This window comes from Gammaproteobacteria bacterium (assembly GCA_033344735.1).
GTDB lineage: Bacteria > Pseudomonadota > Gammaproteobacteria > UBA4575 > UBA4575 > UBA1858.
The window spans coordinates 2,378,902-2,397,500 of sequence record JAWPMW010000001.1 but is presented as its reverse complement, the minus strand read 5'-3'; the positions used below and the strand labels follow the sequence as shown (position 1 = coordinate 2,397,500).

The 18,599-nt window shown below is 39.9% G+C and carries 23 protein-coding genes (1 of these 23 running past the window's edge); 10 read left to right on the top strand and 13 right to left on the bottom strand.

The genetic code is table 11. The features are described from left to right. Positions 1-593, bottom strand: the start of a protein-coding gene (gene tyrS / locus R8G33_12345) for a tyrosine--tRNA ligase (protein MDW3096456.1). Its footprint begins 610 nt before the window's first position; 593 of the gene's 1,203 nt are visible here — the first part of the coding sequence; the start codon lies at positions 591-593; its stop codon lies beyond the left edge, outside the window. Between the two features lie 148 nt (positions 594-741). Between tyrS and R8G33_12340 the strand changes: the two genes are divergently transcribed. Next, the gene (locus R8G33_12340; GenBank protein ID MDW3096455.1) at positions 742-2,205 is read left to right on the top strand and encodes a peptidoglycan DD-metalloendopeptidase family protein; all 1,464 of its coding nucleotides are present in this window, start codon (positions 742-744) and stop codon (positions 2,203-2,205) included. Positions 2,206-2,216: 11 nt separating this feature from the next. Further along, complete coding sequence (locus R8G33_12335) at positions 2,217-3,323, top strand: anhydro-N-acetylmuramic acid kinase (protein ID MDW3096454.1); 1,107 nt, start codon at positions 2,217-2,219, stop codon at positions 3,321-3,323. A 48-nt stretch (positions 3,324-3,371) separates the two neighbouring features. On the opposite strand, the gene erpA is transcribed toward R8G33_12335, so the two are convergent. The 4 genes from erpA to argC form a co-directional block, all read right to left on the bottom strand. Then, a complete protein-coding gene (erpA, locus tag R8G33_12330) occupies positions 3,372-3,740 on the bottom strand; it encodes an iron-sulfur cluster insertion protein ErpA (GenBank protein ID MDW3096453.1) in 369 nt (122 codons plus the stop codon). 104 nt (positions 3,741-3,844) lie between these two features. Then, a complete protein-coding gene (locus R8G33_12325; GenBank protein ID MDW3096452.1) occupies positions 3,845-4,294 on the bottom strand; it encodes a polymer-forming cytoskeletal protein in 450 nt (149 codons plus the stop codon). Between the two features lies 1 nt (position 4,295). Continuing rightward, complete coding sequence (locus R8G33_12320; GenBank protein MDW3096451.1) at positions 4,296-5,048, bottom strand: DUF6776 family protein; 753 nt, start codon at positions 5,046-5,048, stop codon at positions 4,296-4,298. 18 nt (positions 5,049-5,066) lie between these two features. Continuing rightward, complete coding sequence (gene argC / locus R8G33_12315; protein ID MDW3096450.1) at positions 5,067-6,098, bottom strand: N-acetyl-gamma-glutamyl-phosphate reductase; 1,032 nt, start codon at positions 6,096-6,098, stop codon at positions 5,067-5,069. Between the two features lie 85 nt (positions 6,099-6,183). On the opposite strand from argC, the gene R8G33_12310 reads away from it, so the two are divergent. Both R8G33_12310 and R8G33_12305 read left to right on the top strand, forming a co-directional pair. Continuing rightward, positions 6,184-7,935 carry a chloride channel protein gene (locus tag R8G33_12310; GenBank protein ID MDW3096449.1) on the top strand — a complete coding sequence of 584 codons (1,752 nt, stop codon included), beginning with the start codon at positions 6,184-6,186 and terminating at the stop codon, positions 7,933-7,935. Positions 7,936-7,939: 4 nt separating this feature from the next. Beyond that, the gene (locus R8G33_12305; GenBank protein MDW3096448.1) at positions 7,940-8,362 is read left to right on the top strand and encodes a CopD family protein; all 423 of its coding nucleotides are present in this window, start codon (positions 7,940-7,942) and stop codon (positions 8,360-8,362) included. Here the strand turns inward: R8G33_12305 and R8G33_12300 are convergent. Beyond that, a complete protein-coding gene (locus R8G33_12300) occupies positions 8,349-9,080 on the bottom strand; it encodes a DUF1461 domain-containing protein (GenBank protein ID MDW3096447.1) in 732 nt (243 codons plus the stop codon). The genes R8G33_12305 and R8G33_12300 overlap by 14 nt on opposite strands. 45 nt (positions 9,081-9,125) lie before the next feature. On the opposite strand from R8G33_12300, the gene R8G33_12295 reads away from it, so the two are divergent. Together R8G33_12295 and bfr are read left to right on the top strand one after the other, a co-directional pair. Further along, complete coding sequence (locus R8G33_12295; protein ID MDW3096446.1) at positions 9,126-9,443, top strand: (2Fe-2S)-binding protein; 318 nt, start codon at positions 9,126-9,128, stop codon at positions 9,441-9,443. A 137-nt stretch (positions 9,444-9,580) separates the two neighbouring features. Beyond that, complete coding sequence (gene bfr, locus R8G33_12290) at positions 9,581-10,066, top strand: bacterioferritin (GenBank protein ID MDW3096445.1); 486 nt, start codon at positions 9,581-9,583, stop codon at positions 10,064-10,066. Positions 10,067-10,070: 4 nt separating this feature from the next. On the opposite strand, the gene R8G33_12285 is transcribed toward bfr, so the two are convergent. Both R8G33_12285 and R8G33_12280 read right to left on the bottom strand, forming a co-directional pair. Next, on the bottom strand, positions 10,071-11,336 hold the full coding sequence (locus R8G33_12285) for a di-heme oxidoredictase family protein (protein MDW3096444.1): 1,266 nt from the start codon (positions 11,334-11,336) through the stop codon (positions 10,071-10,073). Positions 11,337-11,471: 135 nt separating this feature from the next. Continuing rightward, positions 11,472-12,659, bottom strand: a complete 1,188-nt coding sequence (locus R8G33_12280) for an imelysin family protein (protein ID MDW3096443.1) — start codon at positions 12,657-12,659, stop codon at positions 11,472-11,474. Positions 12,660-12,905: 246 nt separating this feature from the next. Between R8G33_12280 and R8G33_12275 the strand changes: the two genes are divergently transcribed. From R8G33_12275 to R8G33_12265, 3 genes are all read left to right on the top strand, one after another. Continuing rightward, positions 12,906-14,210, top strand: coding sequence for a porin (locus R8G33_12275; GenBank protein ID MDW3096442.1), 1,305 nt, complete (start codon positions 12,906-12,908; stop codon positions 14,208-14,210). Positions 14,211-14,262: 52 nt separating this feature from the next. Continuing rightward, positions 14,263-14,787: an FMN-binding protein gene (locus R8G33_12270; GenBank protein MDW3096441.1), complete on the top strand. Its 525-nt coding sequence runs from the start codon at positions 14,263-14,265 to the stop codon at positions 14,785-14,787. Between the two features lie 74 nt (positions 14,788-14,861). Beyond that, a complete protein-coding gene (locus R8G33_12265) occupies positions 14,862-15,584 on the top strand; it encodes a PepSY domain-containing protein (protein MDW3096440.1) in 723 nt (240 codons plus the stop codon). A gap of 3 nt (positions 15,585-15,587) precedes the next feature. On the opposite strand, the gene R8G33_12260 is transcribed toward R8G33_12265, so the two are convergent. Continuing rightward, positions 15,588-16,070, bottom strand: a complete 483-nt coding sequence (locus R8G33_12260; protein MDW3096439.1) for an RNA pyrophosphohydrolase — start codon at positions 16,068-16,070, stop codon at positions 15,588-15,590. Positions 16,071-16,204: 134 nt separating this feature from the next. Here R8G33_12260 and R8G33_12255 point away from each other — a divergent pair, with 134 nt between their 5' ends. Continuing rightward, positions 16,205-16,858, top strand: a complete 654-nt coding sequence (locus R8G33_12255) for an HAD family hydrolase (protein ID MDW3096438.1) — start codon at positions 16,205-16,207, stop codon at positions 16,856-16,858. On the opposite strand, the gene R8G33_12250 is transcribed toward R8G33_12255, so the two are convergent. From R8G33_12250 to R8G33_12235, 4 genes are read right to left on the bottom strand one after another with little or no spacing between them, the layout of a single operon-like run. Beyond that, positions 16,855-17,271: a hypothetical protein gene (locus tag R8G33_12250; GenBank protein ID MDW3096437.1), complete on the bottom strand. Its 417-nt coding sequence runs from the start codon at positions 17,269-17,271 to the stop codon at positions 16,855-16,857. The two genes, R8G33_12255 and R8G33_12250, sit on opposite strands and share 4 nt — an antisense overlap. A 52-nt stretch (positions 17,272-17,323) precedes the next feature. Beyond that, positions 17,324-17,719: a hypothetical protein gene (locus R8G33_12245; GenBank protein ID MDW3096436.1), complete on the bottom strand. Its 396-nt coding sequence runs from the start codon at positions 17,717-17,719 to the stop codon at positions 17,324-17,326. Between the two features lie 58 nt (positions 17,720-17,777). Continuing rightward, complete coding sequence (locus R8G33_12240; protein ID MDW3096435.1) at positions 17,778-18,392, bottom strand: GDSL-type esterase/lipase family protein; 615 nt, start codon at positions 18,390-18,392, stop codon at positions 17,778-17,780. A gap of 19 nt (positions 18,393-18,411) precedes the next feature. After that, on the bottom strand, positions 18,412-18,582 hold the full coding sequence (locus tag R8G33_12235; protein ID MDW3096434.1) for a DUF3012 domain-containing protein: 171 nt from the start codon (positions 18,580-18,582) through the stop codon (positions 18,412-18,414). Positions 18,583-18,599 lie beyond the last annotated feature (17 nt).

Below are 18,599 nucleotides of genomic sequence, written 5' to 3'. Positions count from 1 at the left end.
CGGCCCACTAGCAAGTTAAATTTTTGATCGGTCCCTCCTAATTCAATGTCTGCCTTCATTGCAACAGAGTCATATCCTTGTACTAGCGGATATAAAAATTCATGAATAGCTATTGGTTGATTGGCTTTATATCGCTTATCAAAATCATCTCTTTCCAACATACGCGCCACCGTATGCTGGGCTGCGAGCTGAATCATATCTGCTGCAGACATTTCCCCCATCCACTCGGAATTAAAACAAACAGTGGTTTTATCCGGGTCTAGAATCTTAAATATTTGCTCCTTGTAAGTATCAGCATTTTCTGCGACTTGCTCTTTAGTAAGGGGCTTACGAGTAACATTTTTGCCAGTGGGGTCCCCAATCATTCCGGTGAAGTCCCCAATCAGAAACATTACCTCATGACCCAGATCCTGGAATTGCCTAAGCTTGTTAATAATCACGGTATGCCCCAAATGCAAATCTGGGGCGGTTGGATCAAATCCTGCCTTGACTCTCAGCGGACGCTGCTCTGCTAATCTCTGTTTTAGCTCATTTTCGAGCAAAATTTCATCGCATCCGCGCTTAATCTCTTCTAACACTCTAGCATTCTCCATTATCTGCCTTATTTATAAGCAAAAACTGTAGTTTTTGTTCGTTCAGTAGGTTATCTTCCTCGTCTGCACACCTAAACAATTGACGGCCTACAGGGTACCGACTATTTTTAGGTAAAAAACACCAAAGTAATAAACTAGGACGAGTTCTGTGCAATATCGATCACAATTAGACGTAGATTATAAGCAATCTTCGCCTTATAAATCGCAAAAACCACATCATTACCTCCTCGCAGGAGCTATTGCCGTAATCGTGCTCTCTATTATGGGTGCGGTGATAGCAAATGTTAGCACTCAACAAGAAAAAGAAATTGCTCAATCGCAACTACCAAAATCATCTCAGATAGAAACAATAGAACTTACACTTTCAAATAAATCTGACGCTACTACTGATGTCAAATATGCAGCTCCAACGACACACAGTAAAGACGCTAGCAAATCAGAAATTATCTCAGCTCAAATTCAACCACTTTCTAGTGGCACCCAAAACGTACAGATTTCGACTGATCAGGCTGTAGCAAAAATAGAAACCGTGACGATCAAACGTGGTGACACATTATCTACACTATTTAGTAAGCGTGGGTTGAATACTGAATTGCATAAAATCATGCAGCTTGGCGACAAGGTAAAGGAATTAAAATCTGTTTACCCAAACCAAAAACTTCATTTTCATGTTGAAGATAAAACATTAATTGGCATTGAATTAGAAACTAGCGTTAATCGTAGACTGAAAGTTATCAAACAAGAACAAGATTATTATGTCGATGAAATTGTTCGAGATTTCGAAACAAGAACACAAGTCGCTTCTTCGACAATTGAAAATTCACTATTCCTTGCTGGCCAACATGCAGGCTTATCTGATTCACTTATCATGGAATTAGCTAATGTATTTGGATGGGATATTGATTTTGCCTTAGATATTCGTACTGGTGATCAATTCAGCGTTATTTATGAGGAAAAATATTTAGACGGAGAAAAAATCAAAGACGGCGCTATTATTGCCGCGGAATTTGTTAATGCAGGTGAAAGTTATCGAGCAGTTCGTTATACCGATAGCAAAGGCGAAACTGATTATTACTCTCAAAATGGTCGCAGCATGCGTAAACCATTCTTGCGCACACCGGTTGATTTCGCACGCATCAGTTCTCGCTTTAATTTAAAACGCAAACACCCCATATTAAATAAAATTCGTGCTCACAAGGGTGTCGACTATGCAGCATCTACAGGAACCCCTATTAAGTCTTCAGGTGACGGTAAAATTATTCATCGTGGCACCAAAGGTGGCTACGGACGCACCATCATAGTTAAACACGGTAGTCGCTATAGCACTTTGTATGCTCACATGCATAAATATGCCAAGAATACTCAGATGGGCAAACGCATTAAACAAGGTCAGATCATTGGCTATGTAGGTAAAAGTGGCCTAGCCACAGGACCTCACTTACATTATGAATTCAGAGTAAATGGTGTACACAGAAACCCTTTAACTGTAAAACTACCTGACGCTAGTCCACTACCTAAAAGTGAAATGGCTAGATTTAAATCTGCAACAGCAGAGCAATTTGCTCACCTTGATTTATACTCTTCCACCATCCTTGCTCAAAATCAAAACTAGCGAAAGCAAAATTGAATAACTCTTACATCGGGTTAATTTCTGGCACTAGTACTGATGCAATTGATGCCATCGCAGTGACGATCGATGATCATAATAATATCTGCCAACTTGCATCACTTGCTTACCCCATTGAAGATTCGTTACGTAAGGAAATTTTTTCGATACAAACAGAATCAACCACATTAAAACAACTTGGCGAACTAGATACTCGGCTTGGAGAAACATTTGCTGATGCTGCATTGGCATTAATAGAGACTAGCAAATTAGATGCAAGCACAATTCAGGCGATTGGTAGTCACGGACAAACAATTAAACATGACCCAGATTGTGCAAACCCATATACAATTCAGATAGGCAACCCAAGTATTATCGCCGAGCGCACCGACATTACTACAGTAGCTGATTTTCGACGTCGTGATATTGCGGCAGGAGGACAGGGCGCCCCACTTGTTCTAGCATTTCACCAAGCCTGGTTGGGGAAACAAGATAACTCTGTAGTTCTTAATATGGGTGGCATTGCAAACATCACCGTATTAGCAAGTCAAAGCTCCGAGCCTCGTTTAGGTTTTGATACTGGCCCAGCCAACACATTGCTCGATGCATGGTCGCGCAAACACTTAAACAAAGCATTTGACGAAAAAGGCCAATGGGCTAAAGGCGGCTCTATAAACCAACACCTACTTGATAGTCTTTTAAAGCACCCTTACTTTCGCAAAGTACCACCCAAGTCAGCAGATATTGGGCAATTCAATCTATCTTGGCTAGAAAATTTTTTGCGTTTATTCCCTGATATTAGCCCGCAAGATGTTGCTACGACTCTAGTGGAACTAACAATTGCCAGCATAAAAAATGCATTGTCATCTTGGGCGTCGGGTACAGCACAAGTCATTGCTTGTGGTGGCGGATGCAAAAATGAATATTTAATGGAAGAATTAGCTAAACGAATTTACCCAATTCGCTTAACTTCAACATCTGAATATGGAATTGATGCTGACTGGATAGAAGCCACGGCATTTGCCTGGCTCGCAAAGCAAACGCTATTGAAGAAACCGGGCAATGCTTTCCATTCTACTGGTGCGAAACGACCATGTATTTTAGGCGGAGTTTATTACCAATAAAAAAGCCCGCATTTGCGGACTTTTTTATTGGTAAATAATAACTAAACTTTAGGTTGAAAAAGAAGAACCACAACCACAAGTCGTTTTTGCGTTAGGATTACGAATTACAAATTGCGCACCTTCTAGCCCCTCTGAATAATCAATTTCAGCACCTACTAGATACTGATAACTCATAGGGTCAATCAGTAAAACGACGCCGCCATTTTCAACCGATGTATCTCCATCTTGTAATTCTTCATCAAAGGTAAAACCATATTGAAAACCTGAGCAACCACCGCCTGACACGAATACTCGTAATTTCAGATTATCATTCTTTTCTTCTTCAATAAGTTGCTTCACTTTGCCCGCAGCGGCATCAGTAAAAACTAATGGCACCGGCATCCCTGAATCAGCGACAGTTTGTTGATTAGACGCCATGTTTACTTCTCCGTATAAATACAATCAATAAGCAAAAGACTACAGAACCCGACTAAATTGGTCAACTACTCTAATCGGGGAGCCACTATTCACAATGAGATAGTTTAACTGTTGCCAGTAGTAAGATTTCCCTCATCACCAATTGGGTTTGATTTGGCAGCCCCAGCTGAGACTTTCTCTTTGCTCTTCACAGTTTGCACAGACTGATGGATTAAGCTGCCATTTACTTCCGCACCTACTTCCATTTCCAAAAGTTTGTAATAGACATTACCTTTCACTTTCGCATGTTGCGCCATTTCTAACGTCGCGGTGGAGTAAACATCACCTTCAATCATGCCATTTAAAATTACCACAGGCCCTTTAACATCGCCTTCAACACAACCTTTCTCGCTGACAATCAACACAGTTTTTTCGTTGCTCTCAGCCACCAAGTCACCTTGCACTTTGCCTTCTATATGCAGACCACCTCGATAGTGAATGTCACCTTTAACGACAGTGTTCTTACCAATTAATGTATCTATTTGCGCTGCTTTAATTTTCTTTTTACCGAACATGCTAACTCCCACTAATGAGTTCATTCCAAGAATAAGATAACTGTATAGGTTGCTTGGACTTTGCTTCTGGTTTTATTTCAACCAATATTTTCTTAGGTTCAAAGTTGTCAGGCAACTCAAAGGCACCGTTTAGCCTTTGAAAATATTTAAACGAATACTTAATAGTGTCACTCGCCGCAGCGGCAACATCAAACACTTCAATTCTATGCATTTTACCGTTTTGCTTGCCATCAATAGTGACATTAATTTTTCCTTTAGCAACTCGCTTACTGCGACTGGATTGAGTCAAAAGGAAATCGTAATAATATTCACTTTGCCCTGTAGAACGCAGACTAAAGTCTCGTATTTCGACACCTACTTTAGATTTTTCTGGTGCTAACAAGCTGCGGTAAAAAACTAATTCTTCAGTCAGCTTAAGAATTTCCATTTCTTTTTCGCGCAATGTTTGTTTAGTTTGCTCTGCGGCTTGTAACTCTACCTGCGTTGATCGGGTCAAACGCGCAACTTCTCTTCGCAACGACTTTAGATCTTTATTGGCCTTCCCTAGATCTACACGCAATTCGGCAACACTTTGCTCATTGTCTTCAAATGGCAAGTCAATGCCAGCGGCACCTACCGCATAAAACGCCCACGCGACAGACACAGCGGCCAAGATCGATACCAAGATCTGAATTCTTTTCAATCCCGGGTGATACGCACTCATAGAGATTTTCTCTAATTGCGGGACATTAACCTTAACTTTCTTGTTTTGCATGGTAGTTATTCGTTCAACTTAAGGTAACAAACCAATTGTCTCTATTCCTAATGACTCTGGGATGCCATACATAATATTCATATTTTGAATAGCTTGACCTGCGGCACCCTTAACTAAATTATCAATCACTGACAACACAACAATTTGTTCTTTAGAGACTCGGTTAACCGAAATAAGACAATGATTAGTTGCGCGTACTGCGCGCGTTTCTGGATGCATTCCAGCATCCAGTACCGAAACAAATGCCTCTTTGGCAAATCGTTCTCTATATAACGCCGTTAGGTCTTGCGTATCATTATCAGTGAAGGCATATAGTGTTGCATGAATACCTCGATTCATCGGTAGCAAATGAGGAACAAAGGTTAGTTGTGCTTGCTCAACGGGTAATACACTACTGAGAATGGCACTAATCTCGGGCTGGTGGCGATGCCCGCCAATCCCATAAGCTTTAAAATTCTCACTGACTTCTGAATGCAATGCTCCCACATTCGCAGCTCGACCAGCACCACTAACACCTGATTTTGTATCTGCAATAAGACGCATAGGATCGACTAGCTGTTTTTCAAGCAATGGCAAGAATCCTAAGATTACTGACGTGGGATAACAACCTGGATTGGCAATCAGACGCGCATCTTTAATTTTGGCTCGATTCATTTCTGGCAGACCATAGACTGCTTCTTCAACAAGCGTTGGGCACGTATGAGTTTCACCGTACAATTGCTGCCAAACTTCAACATCTTGTATGCGAAAATCTGCGGCAAGATCAATGACACGTTTACCCGCTTCTAATAGCTTTGGAGCCATCTTCATTGCGGTGCCATTTGGCGTGGCGAAAAATATAAGGTCACACGCAGAAAGTATTTCAACTGAAGGCTGCTGAAATTTTAAATGCGACAAGCCAAAGAAACTTGGAACCAATTCTGACAACAGCTTTCCCTCTTCACTGCGTGAAGTGATGGCAGTAAGTTCAACTTGCGGGTGAGCATGCAGTAATCGAATCAATTCGATTCCTGTATATCCTGTGCCGCCAACAATTCCTACTTTAATCATGTTCCAGAATCCAGATGATATTTAAATATGCATTTCTCGCAAACTTTTAAATTCGCATATGTTTATAGCGTGGCATAATACACGCATGAAGCCGAAGCTGCCGCTAACCCAAAGAATCACCGATAGTTTAGACGAATTTCGCCTACAAACCGCAAAACCTGACGCCCTTATACAGTCATCAATATTAGGACTCTTAGTTGGAATATTGACTGGTTGCATTCTAGTTGCTTTTATTTTGATCATCGATCATTCACTTAGCTTTTGGTTGCCAGGCCATATTGCAGAAAATTTTGAAGATTTAACCCCAGCTTCTCGACTAATCGCTCCAATTATTGGTTCTACCCTGCTAGCCATTATCTTTAAACTCATTGCAAAAGAAGATAGCGCGGTTGGTGTAGTTAACGTGCTAGAACGACTTCGCTACCACCAAGGGTACCTAAGATTACGCAGCTTCATCCTGCAGTTCATCGGCGCATGTATTGCTCTCATTAGTGGACACTCTTTAGGTCGAGAAGGTCCCGCCATCCACTTGGGCTCATATGTAGGCAGTGCATTAGGTCAAACGTTCGGACTTCCTAATAATGCTATTCGCACACTAGTCGCATGTGGCGCTGCTGCTGCAATCTCTGCCGCATTCAATACGCCGTTAGCGGGCGTTATCTTTGCCATGGAAATAATCATGGTTGAATATACTTTTGCTAGTTTTATTCCCATCATTATTTCAGCCGTTGCCGCAACTGGTGTATCACGCAGCTTTCTTGGTGATGAGCCATTAGTCGCTTTTGTTAATATTACTTCTATTTCACTGGCAGAAATGCCTTTTGTGATTTTAATTGGTTTATTGGTTGGCTTTGCATCAACTTTATTTACCACTCTAATCAAACATATCACAAAATTAACTCAACCCTTAGGCATAGGAATTCGCTTTCTAATTGCAGGTGCTGCTACTGGAATCATTGCTTACCAAGTACCACAAGTAATGGGCTTGGGATATGACACATTAAATGCAGCCGTACTCGGGCAAATTCCAATGACATTGTTGCTGATAATCATGATCACAAAATTATTCGCAACGGCAATTTCTGTTGGTTGCGGGATGCCAGCTGGGTTAATTAGCCCAAGCTTAGTGATAGGCGCTGTAGGAGGATCATTAATGGCAATCTTCTTACATCAAATTTTGGAAGTCCCAATAGAAAATTATAGCTTGTATGCACTTATTGGTATGAGCGCAATGATGGGTGCATGCTTACAAGCACCATTAGCTGCATTAACAGCTGTGTTTGAAATCACTGCCAACCATTCTGTAATTTGGCCTAGTATGATTGCTATTGTAGTTGCGCAATTAATCAGTCGGCAATTATTTAAACAGCCCCCAGTATTCGACTTATTGCTGAATGTCCGCGGGTTGGATTTTCATGAAGATCCAATCACGCAGTCTTTACAAAGAATCGGTGTCGCAAAAGCTATGAGCCGAAGTTTTAGCCTATTACCCAATGTAACTAACTTGAATCAAGCACTTCAAGCATTAGAAAATAATCCACAATGGATTTGCATAGAAGACGGTCGCACTCCAACTGTACTCATTAGAGGCGTAGACCTTATTCAATATCTAGAAAAAGAAGACATCGATGAAGATAATATCGACTTAATGCAAATTCCGGCCAAGAGATTAGAAATATCACAAATAGATTTGCGTGCGACGCTTGCTAAAGCAAGAGAAATATTTAATCAAGACACATCTGAAGCGCTATGTGTAACACATTGGAATAAAAATGCTCCTCGTTATATATATGGAGTGCTTACACGCGAACAATTTGAACAGTTATACATGAGGTAACACTATGCTATGGCTTAAGGCCTTACACATTATTTTTATGGTTACTTGGTTTGCAGGATTATTTTACCTACCACGTTTATTTGTTTATCACGCCATGTGCAATGATGAGATTAGCAATGAGCGTTTTAAAATTATGGAAAGAAAATTATTCTTCGGCATAATGACTCCGGGCGCAATACTTACGATTGTATTCGGCACATGGATGCTAATTCCTGCATGGGACGTTTACATGATCGGTTATTGGATGCATATAAAGTTAGGGCTGATTTGGCTTCTAATTTTTTATCACATCTGGTGTGGCTTTCTTGTAAAAGCTTTCAAACTTAACCGCAACACTAAATCACATGTTTGGTTTAGGTGGTTTAATGAAGCACCTGTGCTGGCATTAATTGCAATTGTTATACTAGTCGTTGTTAAACCATTCTAAAACGACCGAATTTTCGTACTAACATTAAATGCAGCAGCCATATAAAGATACCCAACAGCAATAACTGCACACTAATGGGTGCAAAAAGGTCAGGGGCTTTCATCAACATACTCATCAGTGACTCTTCATAATAAAAGAACCATTGATGGTTATCTGGAAACACCACGGTATGTAGCCAATAGAAAAACTTCTTTGCACCAAATACAAGTATCAATACTACTAGCGATGTAAGCACGCTTATGATACTTACTAATAATCGCTTAGATGACGGCATGCCCATTCGAAAAATTATAATCGCAGCTAGCACTATCAAACATAAAATAAATGTCGCCAAACAAAACCAGCCCAGAATATCCAACAGAGCTGCAACATCTTGCAAGTGAATAATCTCACTTTGCGTAAGAAACTGACCTAATTGTTTCCCAGAGGGGCTATAAAATTTAATTGCTTCTAAACCTTGTCCGCGATTTTGTATACAGGTAACAATTTCTGCAAACAAACGGTGGTGCTCACTCACGTCTGTAGCAATGAATTCTTGCTTATATAAATGTCTGGGCATGGTCCGTTCGATCGTTTGATCAATCTTCAATGCAGAGTACCAAAGCGGGTAAAGAAAATTTACTTGCGCTGACAATTGCCATGCAAGCCAAAAACTAATCAATAATGAGCCAAATGAATACAGCACCCACAGCACATATGCTTGTAATGTCTTAGTCATTCAGGAATTCCGTGGCAGCAGATAATTTGAATAAAGCTCATAGGAATGGGACTTTACTCGTATTTCATCGGATCTGCGATCTACCCCATTATGGATGGTATTGACAATCATTCTCATTTGCATTATCTTTACAGCATGTTCGTATGTATCTGCAAACAAGTCACTGATCGACATATTGAGGAAGCTGTTAATAATGGAGCTTCTTCATTTTCAGATGTGCAATCTGAGTTAGGTGTCGCCACTCAGTGCGGTGAATGTAAAAACCACGCACGCCAGTGCATGAGAAATTGCCGCAGCCAATGCCAAAGCAATGCCATATCAGATAACAACCTTCCCAAAGAATTTGTAGTTAATCTCGTCTAAATCAGCTCAACGACAATTTTCAACTCAGCAAATGATAATCAATCGTTTCTACGATTGCATCTTCATTTTCAAATCAATGTTTTACATATTTTTGGTTTATACTTTACTCAATAATCAATTTACATGGATGAACGAAAATGAAAGGCGACGCTAAAGTAATCGAGTTTTTAAATAAGACGCTTAAAAATGAATTAACCGCCATTAACCAATATTTTTTACATGCGCGTATGTATAAAAACTGGGGGTTAATGAAGTTAAACGATCATGAATATCACGAATCGATTGATGAAATGAAACATGCAGACATGCTAATTGAACGCATCTTATTTCTAGAAGGTTTACCCAATCTACAAACATTAGGAAAGCTTTACATAGGCGAATCCCCGGAAGAAATGCTCAAATGCGACCTTCAATTAGAGATGGAGGCTATTCCTGATCTAAAAGAGGCTATTGCTTACTGTGAAAGTGTCAAAGACTATGTATCCAGAGAATTGTTTGAACATATATTAGAAAGTGAAGAAGAGCATGTTGACTGGCTAGAAGAGCAATTTGATAGAATCAGCCATGCAGGCATTAAAAACTACTTACAAGAAATGATGTTAAGTGACAGCTCTGCTGACTAAGCAATTAGAGGGAATTAACAAAATCCAATAGACTTTTACGTTTTTTATAAGTTAGGTTTGCGTAAGCGTCTCTAGAAGAAATTCCTTCTCCTTGATGCCATAAAATAGCTTCTTCAACATTTCGAGCACGCCCATCATGCAGTAGATTGGTGTGCTCATTTACTGTTTGCAATAGACCAATTCCCCATAATGGCGGTGTTCTCCACTCTGAACCAGAAGCATCAAACTCACGCATACCATCGGCAAGCCCCTCACCCATATCATGCAAGAGCAAATCTGTGTAGGGATGAATTTCTTGCTGACTGTATTCAGGAAACTGTTTATCTATCCCTGTAGTAACCGTGTCTATATGACAATGATTGCAACCTAGCTCTGCAAATATCCTCTCTCCCTGCATAACTGATGCGCTATCTAAATTTCTTCTGGCAGGCACAGCTAGAGATTTAGAATAGAAGGTAACAAAGTCCAAGATCTCATCTTCCAGCTCAGGCTCACCACCTGAAGGTTTTGATAAGCAGTGCACTTGTTTATTACTACATGTAGATTCGGGGAAAAAATGAGAAGTAATCCCAATATCTCCAGAAAATGCAGCAGCAACTTGCTGCCTAACAGTTGGCATTGCTGCTTTCCAACCAAAGCGACCGGCAGTGATTTTATTTAATTGTCTATCCCAAACTTGATTTAGCTTGCCAGATACTCCTGCATTAGATTGCTTTTGCGCTCTGACAAAATTCTCAAGTGTTTCTTCAGGTATCGCATCCAATAAACCCATACCGACCATTACCGGTGCTACTCGCGCAGAAAATATTACATTCTCGTGAAGATCACCATACGCTAAATTTGACAGAATAATTTCTGGCCGCCTCAGCGATACTATTTCACCATCAGGAAATTTGAAATCTGATTCATGCCATGCAAGTGTCACTTTCGCTTCAGGCTTAACTCCCTCAACTGCACGATTCTGGATCTGTGAACCGTAAACTGGATCTGCTATCAAACCATTCTTAATTAATGACTGTTGATTTTGATCAGTATATGGAACATCAACACTAACCCTTACAAGCATTGAAATCATCAACTCATCATTATTAGGGGGTCGACCTCTTCCATCTTTCACATGACAAGATTGGCAAGCGTTAGTATTAAATAAAGGCCCTAACCCATCTCTTGCAGAAGTAGAGGCAGGTGCTGTTACCCAGGGGTTTTTAAAAAAAGCATTACCAATAAAGAACCCTTCCCGCCTAAGTAAAGATAAATTTTTTGCCGGCATTGAAAAAGCATTGACTCCTTCATTGAATACCGTAGTTTCTCCACCTGAATATGGGTGCTTCGACTGCGCTATTGAGCAATAGAAGCATAAGATAAACCCTAAATATTTAAACAATTCAAGCATTCATCGAGTATTTTAAGAATTCGTCTTCACTAGATGCATAACCATTTCTATGGTCTGAGTTTGATCTCTTAGTTGATCAATTAATTTTTCTAACCGCAATTTACCTTGATGGTTATTCTGTAGTATTTGTTGATCAAAAGGCTCACCATGTCTTGCAACTTGTGAAATTTCATTAGCAGTCGACACACTAGATTCTAATTGTTCTTTTAGCTGATTATCTAACTTCGAACTTGAGACCAGATCACTTAGCGAAGGACCTTCAATCAATTCACCCTGCAAAGTTTCATACTGACCGAGGTAAATATTTCTTATCGCGACTGTGTTACTTAGTATAGCCAAATCAGTAGTATCACTAAAGCAGGATTGTTCATCCTCTTGAGAATTAGCAATTAAAGCAACACGAATTCGTTCTGCAGCCAACTCACCAAAGCCCAAACCGCCGATACCCAATAACATTCTGTGAACTTGCTCATTGCCAGTTAACCCAGCAAATTCTTTTGCATAACTACCTGTTGATGGATGCCATTGCTCTAGCATTTCTGCAACGTCATTAACAATTAAATGTGTAATCACACCAAGATATCCTGCACGACGATCACAAGGAGGATTTGTGCAGAGATCACTTTGCAAAAAATCTGTATGCGAACGGTTTCCTGATGATGCATTCTCTGCATTCTGATCCTGTCCCCATAACAAAAATTCTACCGCGTGATATCCTGACGCCACATTTGCTTCTGACCCTGCTTTTTCATGCGTTGATTTTACTAACTCAGTGTTAATCTCAGCTTGGCTGGCTATAAGATTCTCATTAGCATGAGGATTACCATCTTCGTAATGGTAATCCTCATTAACATAATCCAGTAATCCTTCATCCATTGGCCAAGCATTCACTTTCCCTTCCCAATCGTCCACATTGGGATTACCAAATCTAAATACTTCCGTTTGTGAATATGTGATATGTGCCTTAATCCAAGCTTTTTTAGCTGTCTCATGTGTTTGACTATTTGGATTTGCAATAAATTGATTAATTGATTGCTCCAATATCACAGCTGTTTTATGCGTATCAGCGAACATTTGATAAGCCATCTGAATGTAGTGATGTCCGACTTGTTTTGAAGTTACCGCAGCCGCAGCCAATGTCGCATTGGCGAAAAATGTTGTGACCATTATCAATACTGTTATCAAAATAGTTCTGATCATTCTTTATATCCTAATAAATACTTTCACTAAATTACGTATCAGACTCCTTAACTAACTGCCTGAATAGCGCTCAATAATGTCAGCGCCATTAGACATGAATTTAACACAAATCTACCTTAAATGAGGATATAAAGCTTAATAAGAATGATTTGCATTTGCACTATTATTGCTATATTCTTCTTCTTTAGACACACAAACATTTAAATAAATCTTCTTATTTTTCAGTAATTTAAAGGGAGTACATCAATGAAAGTTAAACAATTTTCATTCGGTTTTCTCGTAAGTATGTCACTTTTAATTTCTAGCAATGGGTTTGCTGGCGAGCAAGTGACTGTCGACAAGGAAGAATATGAACAGCTTAAAGCCGCTGTAAAATTCCTCATGTCTGAACGAGAAGAAAATAAAAAAGCAGTACAAGATGCAAAACATGCAGCAGAAGAAGCTGCAGCATCTGCCAAAGTTGCAACGGACAATGCACAGGAAGCAACAGAAGTTGCAGAAGCTGCAGCCGAAGCAATAGAAAACCCACTACTTGAAGGCCTACAGAATCTGTCCATTGGCGGCTATGGTGAAGTCCACTACAACAATTTAAACGCAGAAGATGATTCTAGAGATTTAGACGAATTTGATATTCATCGTTTTGTCTTGTTCTTTGGTTATCAATTTACTGAAAAACTGCGTTTCTTCTCTGAGTTTGAGATTGAGCATGGTGGCGTTGAATCAGATGGTGACCCATTAGGCGGTGAAGTCGAAATTGAACAAGCTTACATAGAGTATGACTTTAATAACAACTCAAGCGTATTGGGTGGTGTGTTCTTAATACCAGTAGGCATTCTCAACGAAACTCATGAGCCCGATACATTCTACGGAGTGGAAAGAAATAACATTGAAGCGATCATTACGCCTGCAACATGGTGGGCTGTTGGCTCTAAATTAACCCATGTATTTGATGCTGGCTTCAAACTAGAAGCAGCAGTTCACTCTGGATTAGAAATTCCGACTACTGGGGGCAATGCATATCGAGTGCGTAGTGGTCGCCAAAAAGCATCTAATGCCGATGGTAGCCATGTTGCTTATACGGGTGCAGTCACATACACAGGTGTACAAGGCTTAGAAGTTGGTTTAGCGCTTCAACACCAAGATGATGCATCACAAACTGGTGGAGATGGCTTAGACGATGGTTTCTTATACGCTGCTCATCTTGCCTATGCCGGTAACGTTGGTGGTTTAGGTGTTGGCCTACGTGCTTATTATGCAGAATGGGACTTTGATGGTGATGCGGTTGAGGCTGCAGATGATGATGAGCAAAAAGGCTGGTACATAGAGCCAAGCATCAAACCAATTGAAAACCTTGGATTCTTCTTCCGTTACGAAGATGTTGAGGGGGCACGTGAACGTGATGAGTTCAACCAGTGGACATTAGGTGCAAACTGGTGGTTACATGAACATGTAGTACTAAAAGCAGATTACCAAGACCGCGAGCATGATGAAGACGCAGAAGAAGATCGCGATTTCAAAGGATACAATCTTGGTATAGGTTGGCAGTTCTAAAAATTTACTACTGCCTTACTTAGCAATGCAAAATCAGATAATCTACAGTTACATGCGTAAATCGATTATTACATTGTTAATATTGGTAACCTCTTTAGCCTGTTCATACTCATGGGCTAAGGGGGTTTACCAGTCTCCAGAAGATTTTATTCTTGAAATCTTTTCTAGCACTGCTCCAGAAGCTGAACGTGTCATTGTAAAAGGCGATCTCAGCAAAGAATTAAAATCTATACTTGGACATCGCTATAGTAAAATTCGCATTCCCTATTGGCGTGATGGAGATCGCACAGTTTGGATTCTTGAGAAAATTGGCAAAGAACTCCCAATTACTGCTGGTTTTGTCATTTCAGATAATCAAGTCGAACAATTCAAAGTGCTAGTCTTCAGAGAAAGTCGTGGCTGGGAAATTCGCAATGATTTCTTTACAGAGCAATTTGATGGCGCTTATCTAACGACCAAAAATAAACTCAATCAACCTATCGATAATATCACTGGCGCAACTATGTCAGTGAATGCTATGAAGAAATTGTCTAGAATGGCGCTTTACTTGCACAAACAAGTGGTAAAAGAAGAATAATATAAACCCAGCATTTGCTACGCTAAATGCTCAGGGACAAAAGACTCATATAGACATAACAATAATAAGCACCCATGGCAAAGCTACACATCTGGCACCGATATATCGGAGTGACCGCATCACTGTTTGTGATTGTATTATCCGCAACTGGCCTATTCTTAAATTTCAGTGACACATTGAAACTAAATAAATCTCACATTAGTACAGCTTGGTTACTTAACCACTATAATATCGGCGAGTTTAGCGTCACGTCATTTCAAACGAATGGCCATCTTGTCTCGCAAGCAAGCAATTATATTTATCTGAATGGGCACTACGCACTAAATCTTAAACAATCTTTGGTCGGAGCATTATATCTTGATGACTTTATATTGCTGGCTACTCAGTCAAGCTTAGTCTTGATAGACCATGATGGACAAATTGTTGATGAAATCGGCAAATACACTGGTTTACCTGAAAACCCATTAGGCATTTCAATCACTAGTAATGGCCATCCAGTAATACGCGGTGTTAACACTTACTGGAAAGGCAGTAAGGAGTTGTCGGCCTGGCAGCCATTGAAAGGTCCACACCCTAAATGGGTTGCACCCACGCATACACCTAACGACATAGATAAACTCATTCAAGAACATGCGCGCAGTAATGAGATAAATTACGAGCGCGTTTTATTAGATTTACACAGCGGAAGATTACTAGGTGGCTGGGGACAAAATATTATGTCAATTGCAGCAATACTTTTATTAATACTCGCTTTTACAGGAATAATTATTTGGTTAAGGAAAAAACCTAACCAATAGTTATTAATCGACAGAAATATTCATAATAGGCGCAAATTCAGTTAACGCGCGTCGATAAACTTTACGTTTAAAAAACACTACATCATTGATTGGTTGCCAATAATCTACCCATGCCCATCCGTCAAACTCAGGAATATCTGAATTCTGTAAATCTATGCGACTTTCATCTGACACCATGCGCAACAAAAACCAACGTTGCTTTTGGCCAATGCATTTTGGAAAACAGCGACGACGGACTAGATGAGGTGGGAGACGATACTTAAGCCATTGTTTAGAACTGGCAACGATTTCGACATCGTTGCGGGACAGACCTGTCTCTTCTTTTAACTCACGATATAACGCATCTTCAGGAGATTCATTCTCGCTAATACCACCTTGTGGAAACTGCCAAGCATCTTGTCCACAGCGCTTACACCAGAATAGCTGCCCAGCATCGTTATACAATACAATGCCAACATTAGCTCGATACCCCTGTGAATCTATCATTTTGTTATAGTTTGTTAGAATAAATGCACTAACCCATTCTTTCACATGCACCTAATTGGCGCAAATACACGGTTATTTGCAACTAACTTCTCTAAACTTGACCCTAAATAACCACAATTATAAAGGAGATATAAGTGGCACTCGCTCTTTTTGACCTCGATGAAACCTTACTTGCCGGTGACAGTGACTATTTATGGGGCCAGCACTTAGTGCAGCAAGGTGTAGTAGACGCAGAAATCTATGAACGCACCAATCGAGAATTCTACGAGCAATATAAACAAGGCTGCTTGGATATCTATGAATTCTCTCGATTCGCCTTCAAACCTCTCAGCGAACACCCACTAGAGACACTCAAAAAATGGCGCACAGAATTTGTAGAAGAAAGAATCAAACCGATCATGACTAAAAAAGGCGTGGCTGCACTAGAAAAGCACCGAATTGCCGGCGATCATTTAATTATCATTACATCAACCAATAATTTTATTACTCAACCAATTGCCGAACTTTATAACGTTCACAAACTGATTGCCACTCAACCTCAAATAATTGATGGTAAATACACGGGTGAACTGGATACGCCTTGCTTCGCTCATCATAAGATAGATCGACTCAATGAGTGGTTAGATGTAAGCGGATTAAACTTAGAAGGCAGTTATGGTTACAGCGATTCACATAATGACATTCCATTATTAAATGCTGTTCAACATCCTTTTGCGGTCGATCCAGATGACAACTTGCGTGCACATGCAAATAATAATAACTGGGAAGTAATCTCTTTTAGAAACTAATTGCTACAGACTTTATTTCCGCTAGCCTTATATTCCGCTAGCAAACCGTCTGCTAGTTTTTCCTCATCTTTGCTGAGTGACTGGTATTTGCGGTCATATGGCCAACCATAGCCCCAGCGATACCAATTATAGAAATACGGGCTACCACCAAAGCGCACTCCTTCAAACATGACGTTTGCCAATACATGATCATTCGTTTTTATAAATACACAACGCATCAAAGCTGTATCAACTCTTTCGCGCTGTTGTTCAGTGCCGCCTTTCCAGTAAGCCTTATCATGTTCAACACAGCACTCACACCAATCATCATTATTTATCAAAGATGAATCAGGAAACAAAGAGCAGCCATCGCTAGTGAAAGGAGCTAGTTCAGATTCAGACGAACACCCAAACACAGAAGTAATCAGCAACATAAGCAGAAAGAGCTTAAAAAAAATAAATCGCATAAGAAAGAGTATATATTATTTATTGATACTTCCAGCAAATATTAACTTTTCGCTTACCCCAGTTAAGTGCATTACGTTTATTATTGCCCATATAAATATCAATTTTCTTTTTCCAGCGCTTATTCATTTTATCCAGCACAATAAAATCATTCTTGAAACCTTCGATAGAAACTAATGTGCCATGAGTCAAACCCATCGCGAGCAAATCTCGAGATACTGCAATCACTCTCATACCAGGTTTCAAACGATCACCCCAGGCAGAAATTGTCGGCGTAGAGTCAGTCTCACCTACAGATGATGTATATGCCGTTGCTGTTACCTCAAGCATGCGTGATTTATTCTCACATGCAATCACTGAATAAGAAAAAATAGACACAAATACAGCACAAAATGCAATTACTTTTATTTTTATCATAATAATACCTAGAGGTACTAACACGCACCAAAAGAATAAATTTAATAGAGTAGACTAGTTATAGCGCACCATGTTTGACAAGTAACTTATGAATTGATTCTGCCAGTACGCGATAGCCTTGTTGATTTAAATGCACTGCATCAGATTTATACTCATTATCGCGCAATAAATTGGAAAGCAAATCATTGGCTAACACTAAGTTATATTGCTCAGCTAACTCCTCATATAGTGGCGCCATATCAGAAAACAACTTCTTTTCAGGTACTCCAATTAATACAATTTGAACACCGCTTGATTGCGCTAACTCAATCATTGCTGCTAAGTTTTGCTTTGTTTTCTGCAAACTCCTATTTCGCAATATATCATTACCACCTTGCAGCAAAATTAACAAATCCGGATTCACGTCATCCATCACACCAGGCAATCGTGCTAGCCCTTGAGTTGTTTCTTCCCCAGAGATGCCTGAACTAACAACTTTCCTCCCTGCTAGCTGGGCCAACACGGCTGGATAACTATGGGCATCTGAGACCCCCACTCCCACTGTCAAACTGTCACCAAAAGCAAGAATCACTCCGTCTTGAGGGATTGGCATTAATGAAATTGAATCTGAACATGCTTGCAATAAAAATAAGCAACCGATCAGAACATATAGTGAGACCCTGATACCAAACATGGCTACGATTATTTAACTCTTACTGCCCAGTCTTAAATAGGCAATGCTTAGCATAGTCTTTAGCTTCATTCATGGTCCAATCACCTTTTGCCTTAGAATCAAGATTATTACACCACCTCTCACTACCGACTTCTGCACTACAAGATATAAGTATAAACATAGCAATCGCTATTAATAATGAATTTTTCATAGCTTTCTTTTATTTAT

Bases quoted from the DNA above. Each gene is read 5' to 3' on its own strand.
- R8G33_12250 (MDW3096437.1), bottom strand. From the start codon at position 17,271: ATGTTGCTGATTACTTCTGTGTTTGGGTGTTCGTCTGAATCTGAACTA.
- R8G33_12320 (MDW3096451.1), bottom strand. From the start codon at position 5,048: ATGCAAAACAAGAAAGTTAAGGTTAATGTCCCGCAATTAGAGAAAATC.
- R8G33_12235 (MDW3096434.1), bottom strand. From the start codon at position 18,582: ATGAAAAATTCATTATTAATAGCGATTGCTATGTTTATACTTATATCT.
- erpA (MDW3096453.1), bottom strand. From the start codon at position 3,740: ATGGCGTCTAATCAACAAACTGTCGCTGATTCAGGGATGCCGGTGCCA.
- R8G33_12275 (MDW3096442.1), top strand. From the start codon at position 12,906: ATGAAAGTTAAACAATTTTCATTCGGTTTTCTCGTAAGTATGTCACTT.
- R8G33_12245 (MDW3096436.1), bottom strand. From the start codon at position 17,719: ATGATAAAAATAAAAGTAATTGCATTTTGTGCTGTATTTGTGTCTATT.
- R8G33_12295 (MDW3096446.1), top strand. From the start codon at position 9,126: ATGGGACTTTACTCGTATTTCATCGGATCTGCGATCTACCCCATTATG.
- R8G33_12325 (MDW3096452.1), bottom strand. From the start codon at position 4,294: ATGTTCGGTAAAAAGAAAATTAAAGCAGCGCAAATAGATACATTAATT.
- argC (MDW3096450.1), bottom strand. From the start codon at position 6,098: ATGATTAAAGTAGGAATTGTTGGCGGCACAGGATATACAGGAATCGAA.
- R8G33_12280 (MDW3096443.1), bottom strand. From the start codon at position 12,659: ATGATCAGAACTATTTTGATAACAGTATTGATAATGGTCACAACATTT.
- R8G33_12260 (MDW3096439.1), bottom strand. From the start codon at position 16,070: ATGATAGATTCACAGGGGTATCGAGCTAATGTTGGCATTGTATTGTAT.
- R8G33_12285 (MDW3096444.1), bottom strand. From the start codon at position 11,336: ATGCCGGCAAAAAATTTATCTTTACTTAGGCGGGAAGGGTTCTTTATT.
- R8G33_12300 (MDW3096447.1), bottom strand. From the start codon at position 9,080: ATGACTAAGACATTACAAGCATATGTGCTGTGGGTGCTGTATTCATTT.
- R8G33_12265 (MDW3096440.1), top strand. From the start codon at position 14,862: ATGGCAAAGCTACACATCTGGCACCGATATATCGGAGTGACCGCATCA.
- R8G33_12270 (MDW3096441.1), top strand. From the start codon at position 14,263: ATGCGTAAATCGATTATTACATTGTTAATATTGGTAACCTCTTTAGCC.
- R8G33_12310 (MDW3096449.1), top strand. From the start codon at position 6,184: ATGAAGCCGAAGCTGCCGCTAACCCAAAGAATCACCGATAGTTTAGAC.
- R8G33_12305 (MDW3096448.1), top strand. From the start codon at position 7,940: ATGCTATGGCTTAAGGCCTTACACATTATTTTTATGGTTACTTGGTTT.
- R8G33_12240 (MDW3096435.1), bottom strand. From the start codon at position 18,392: ATGTTTGGTATCAGGGTCTCACTATATGTTCTGATCGGTTGCTTATTT.
- bfr (MDW3096445.1), top strand. From the start codon at position 9,581: ATGAAAGGCGACGCTAAAGTAATCGAGTTTTTAAATAAGACGCTTAAA.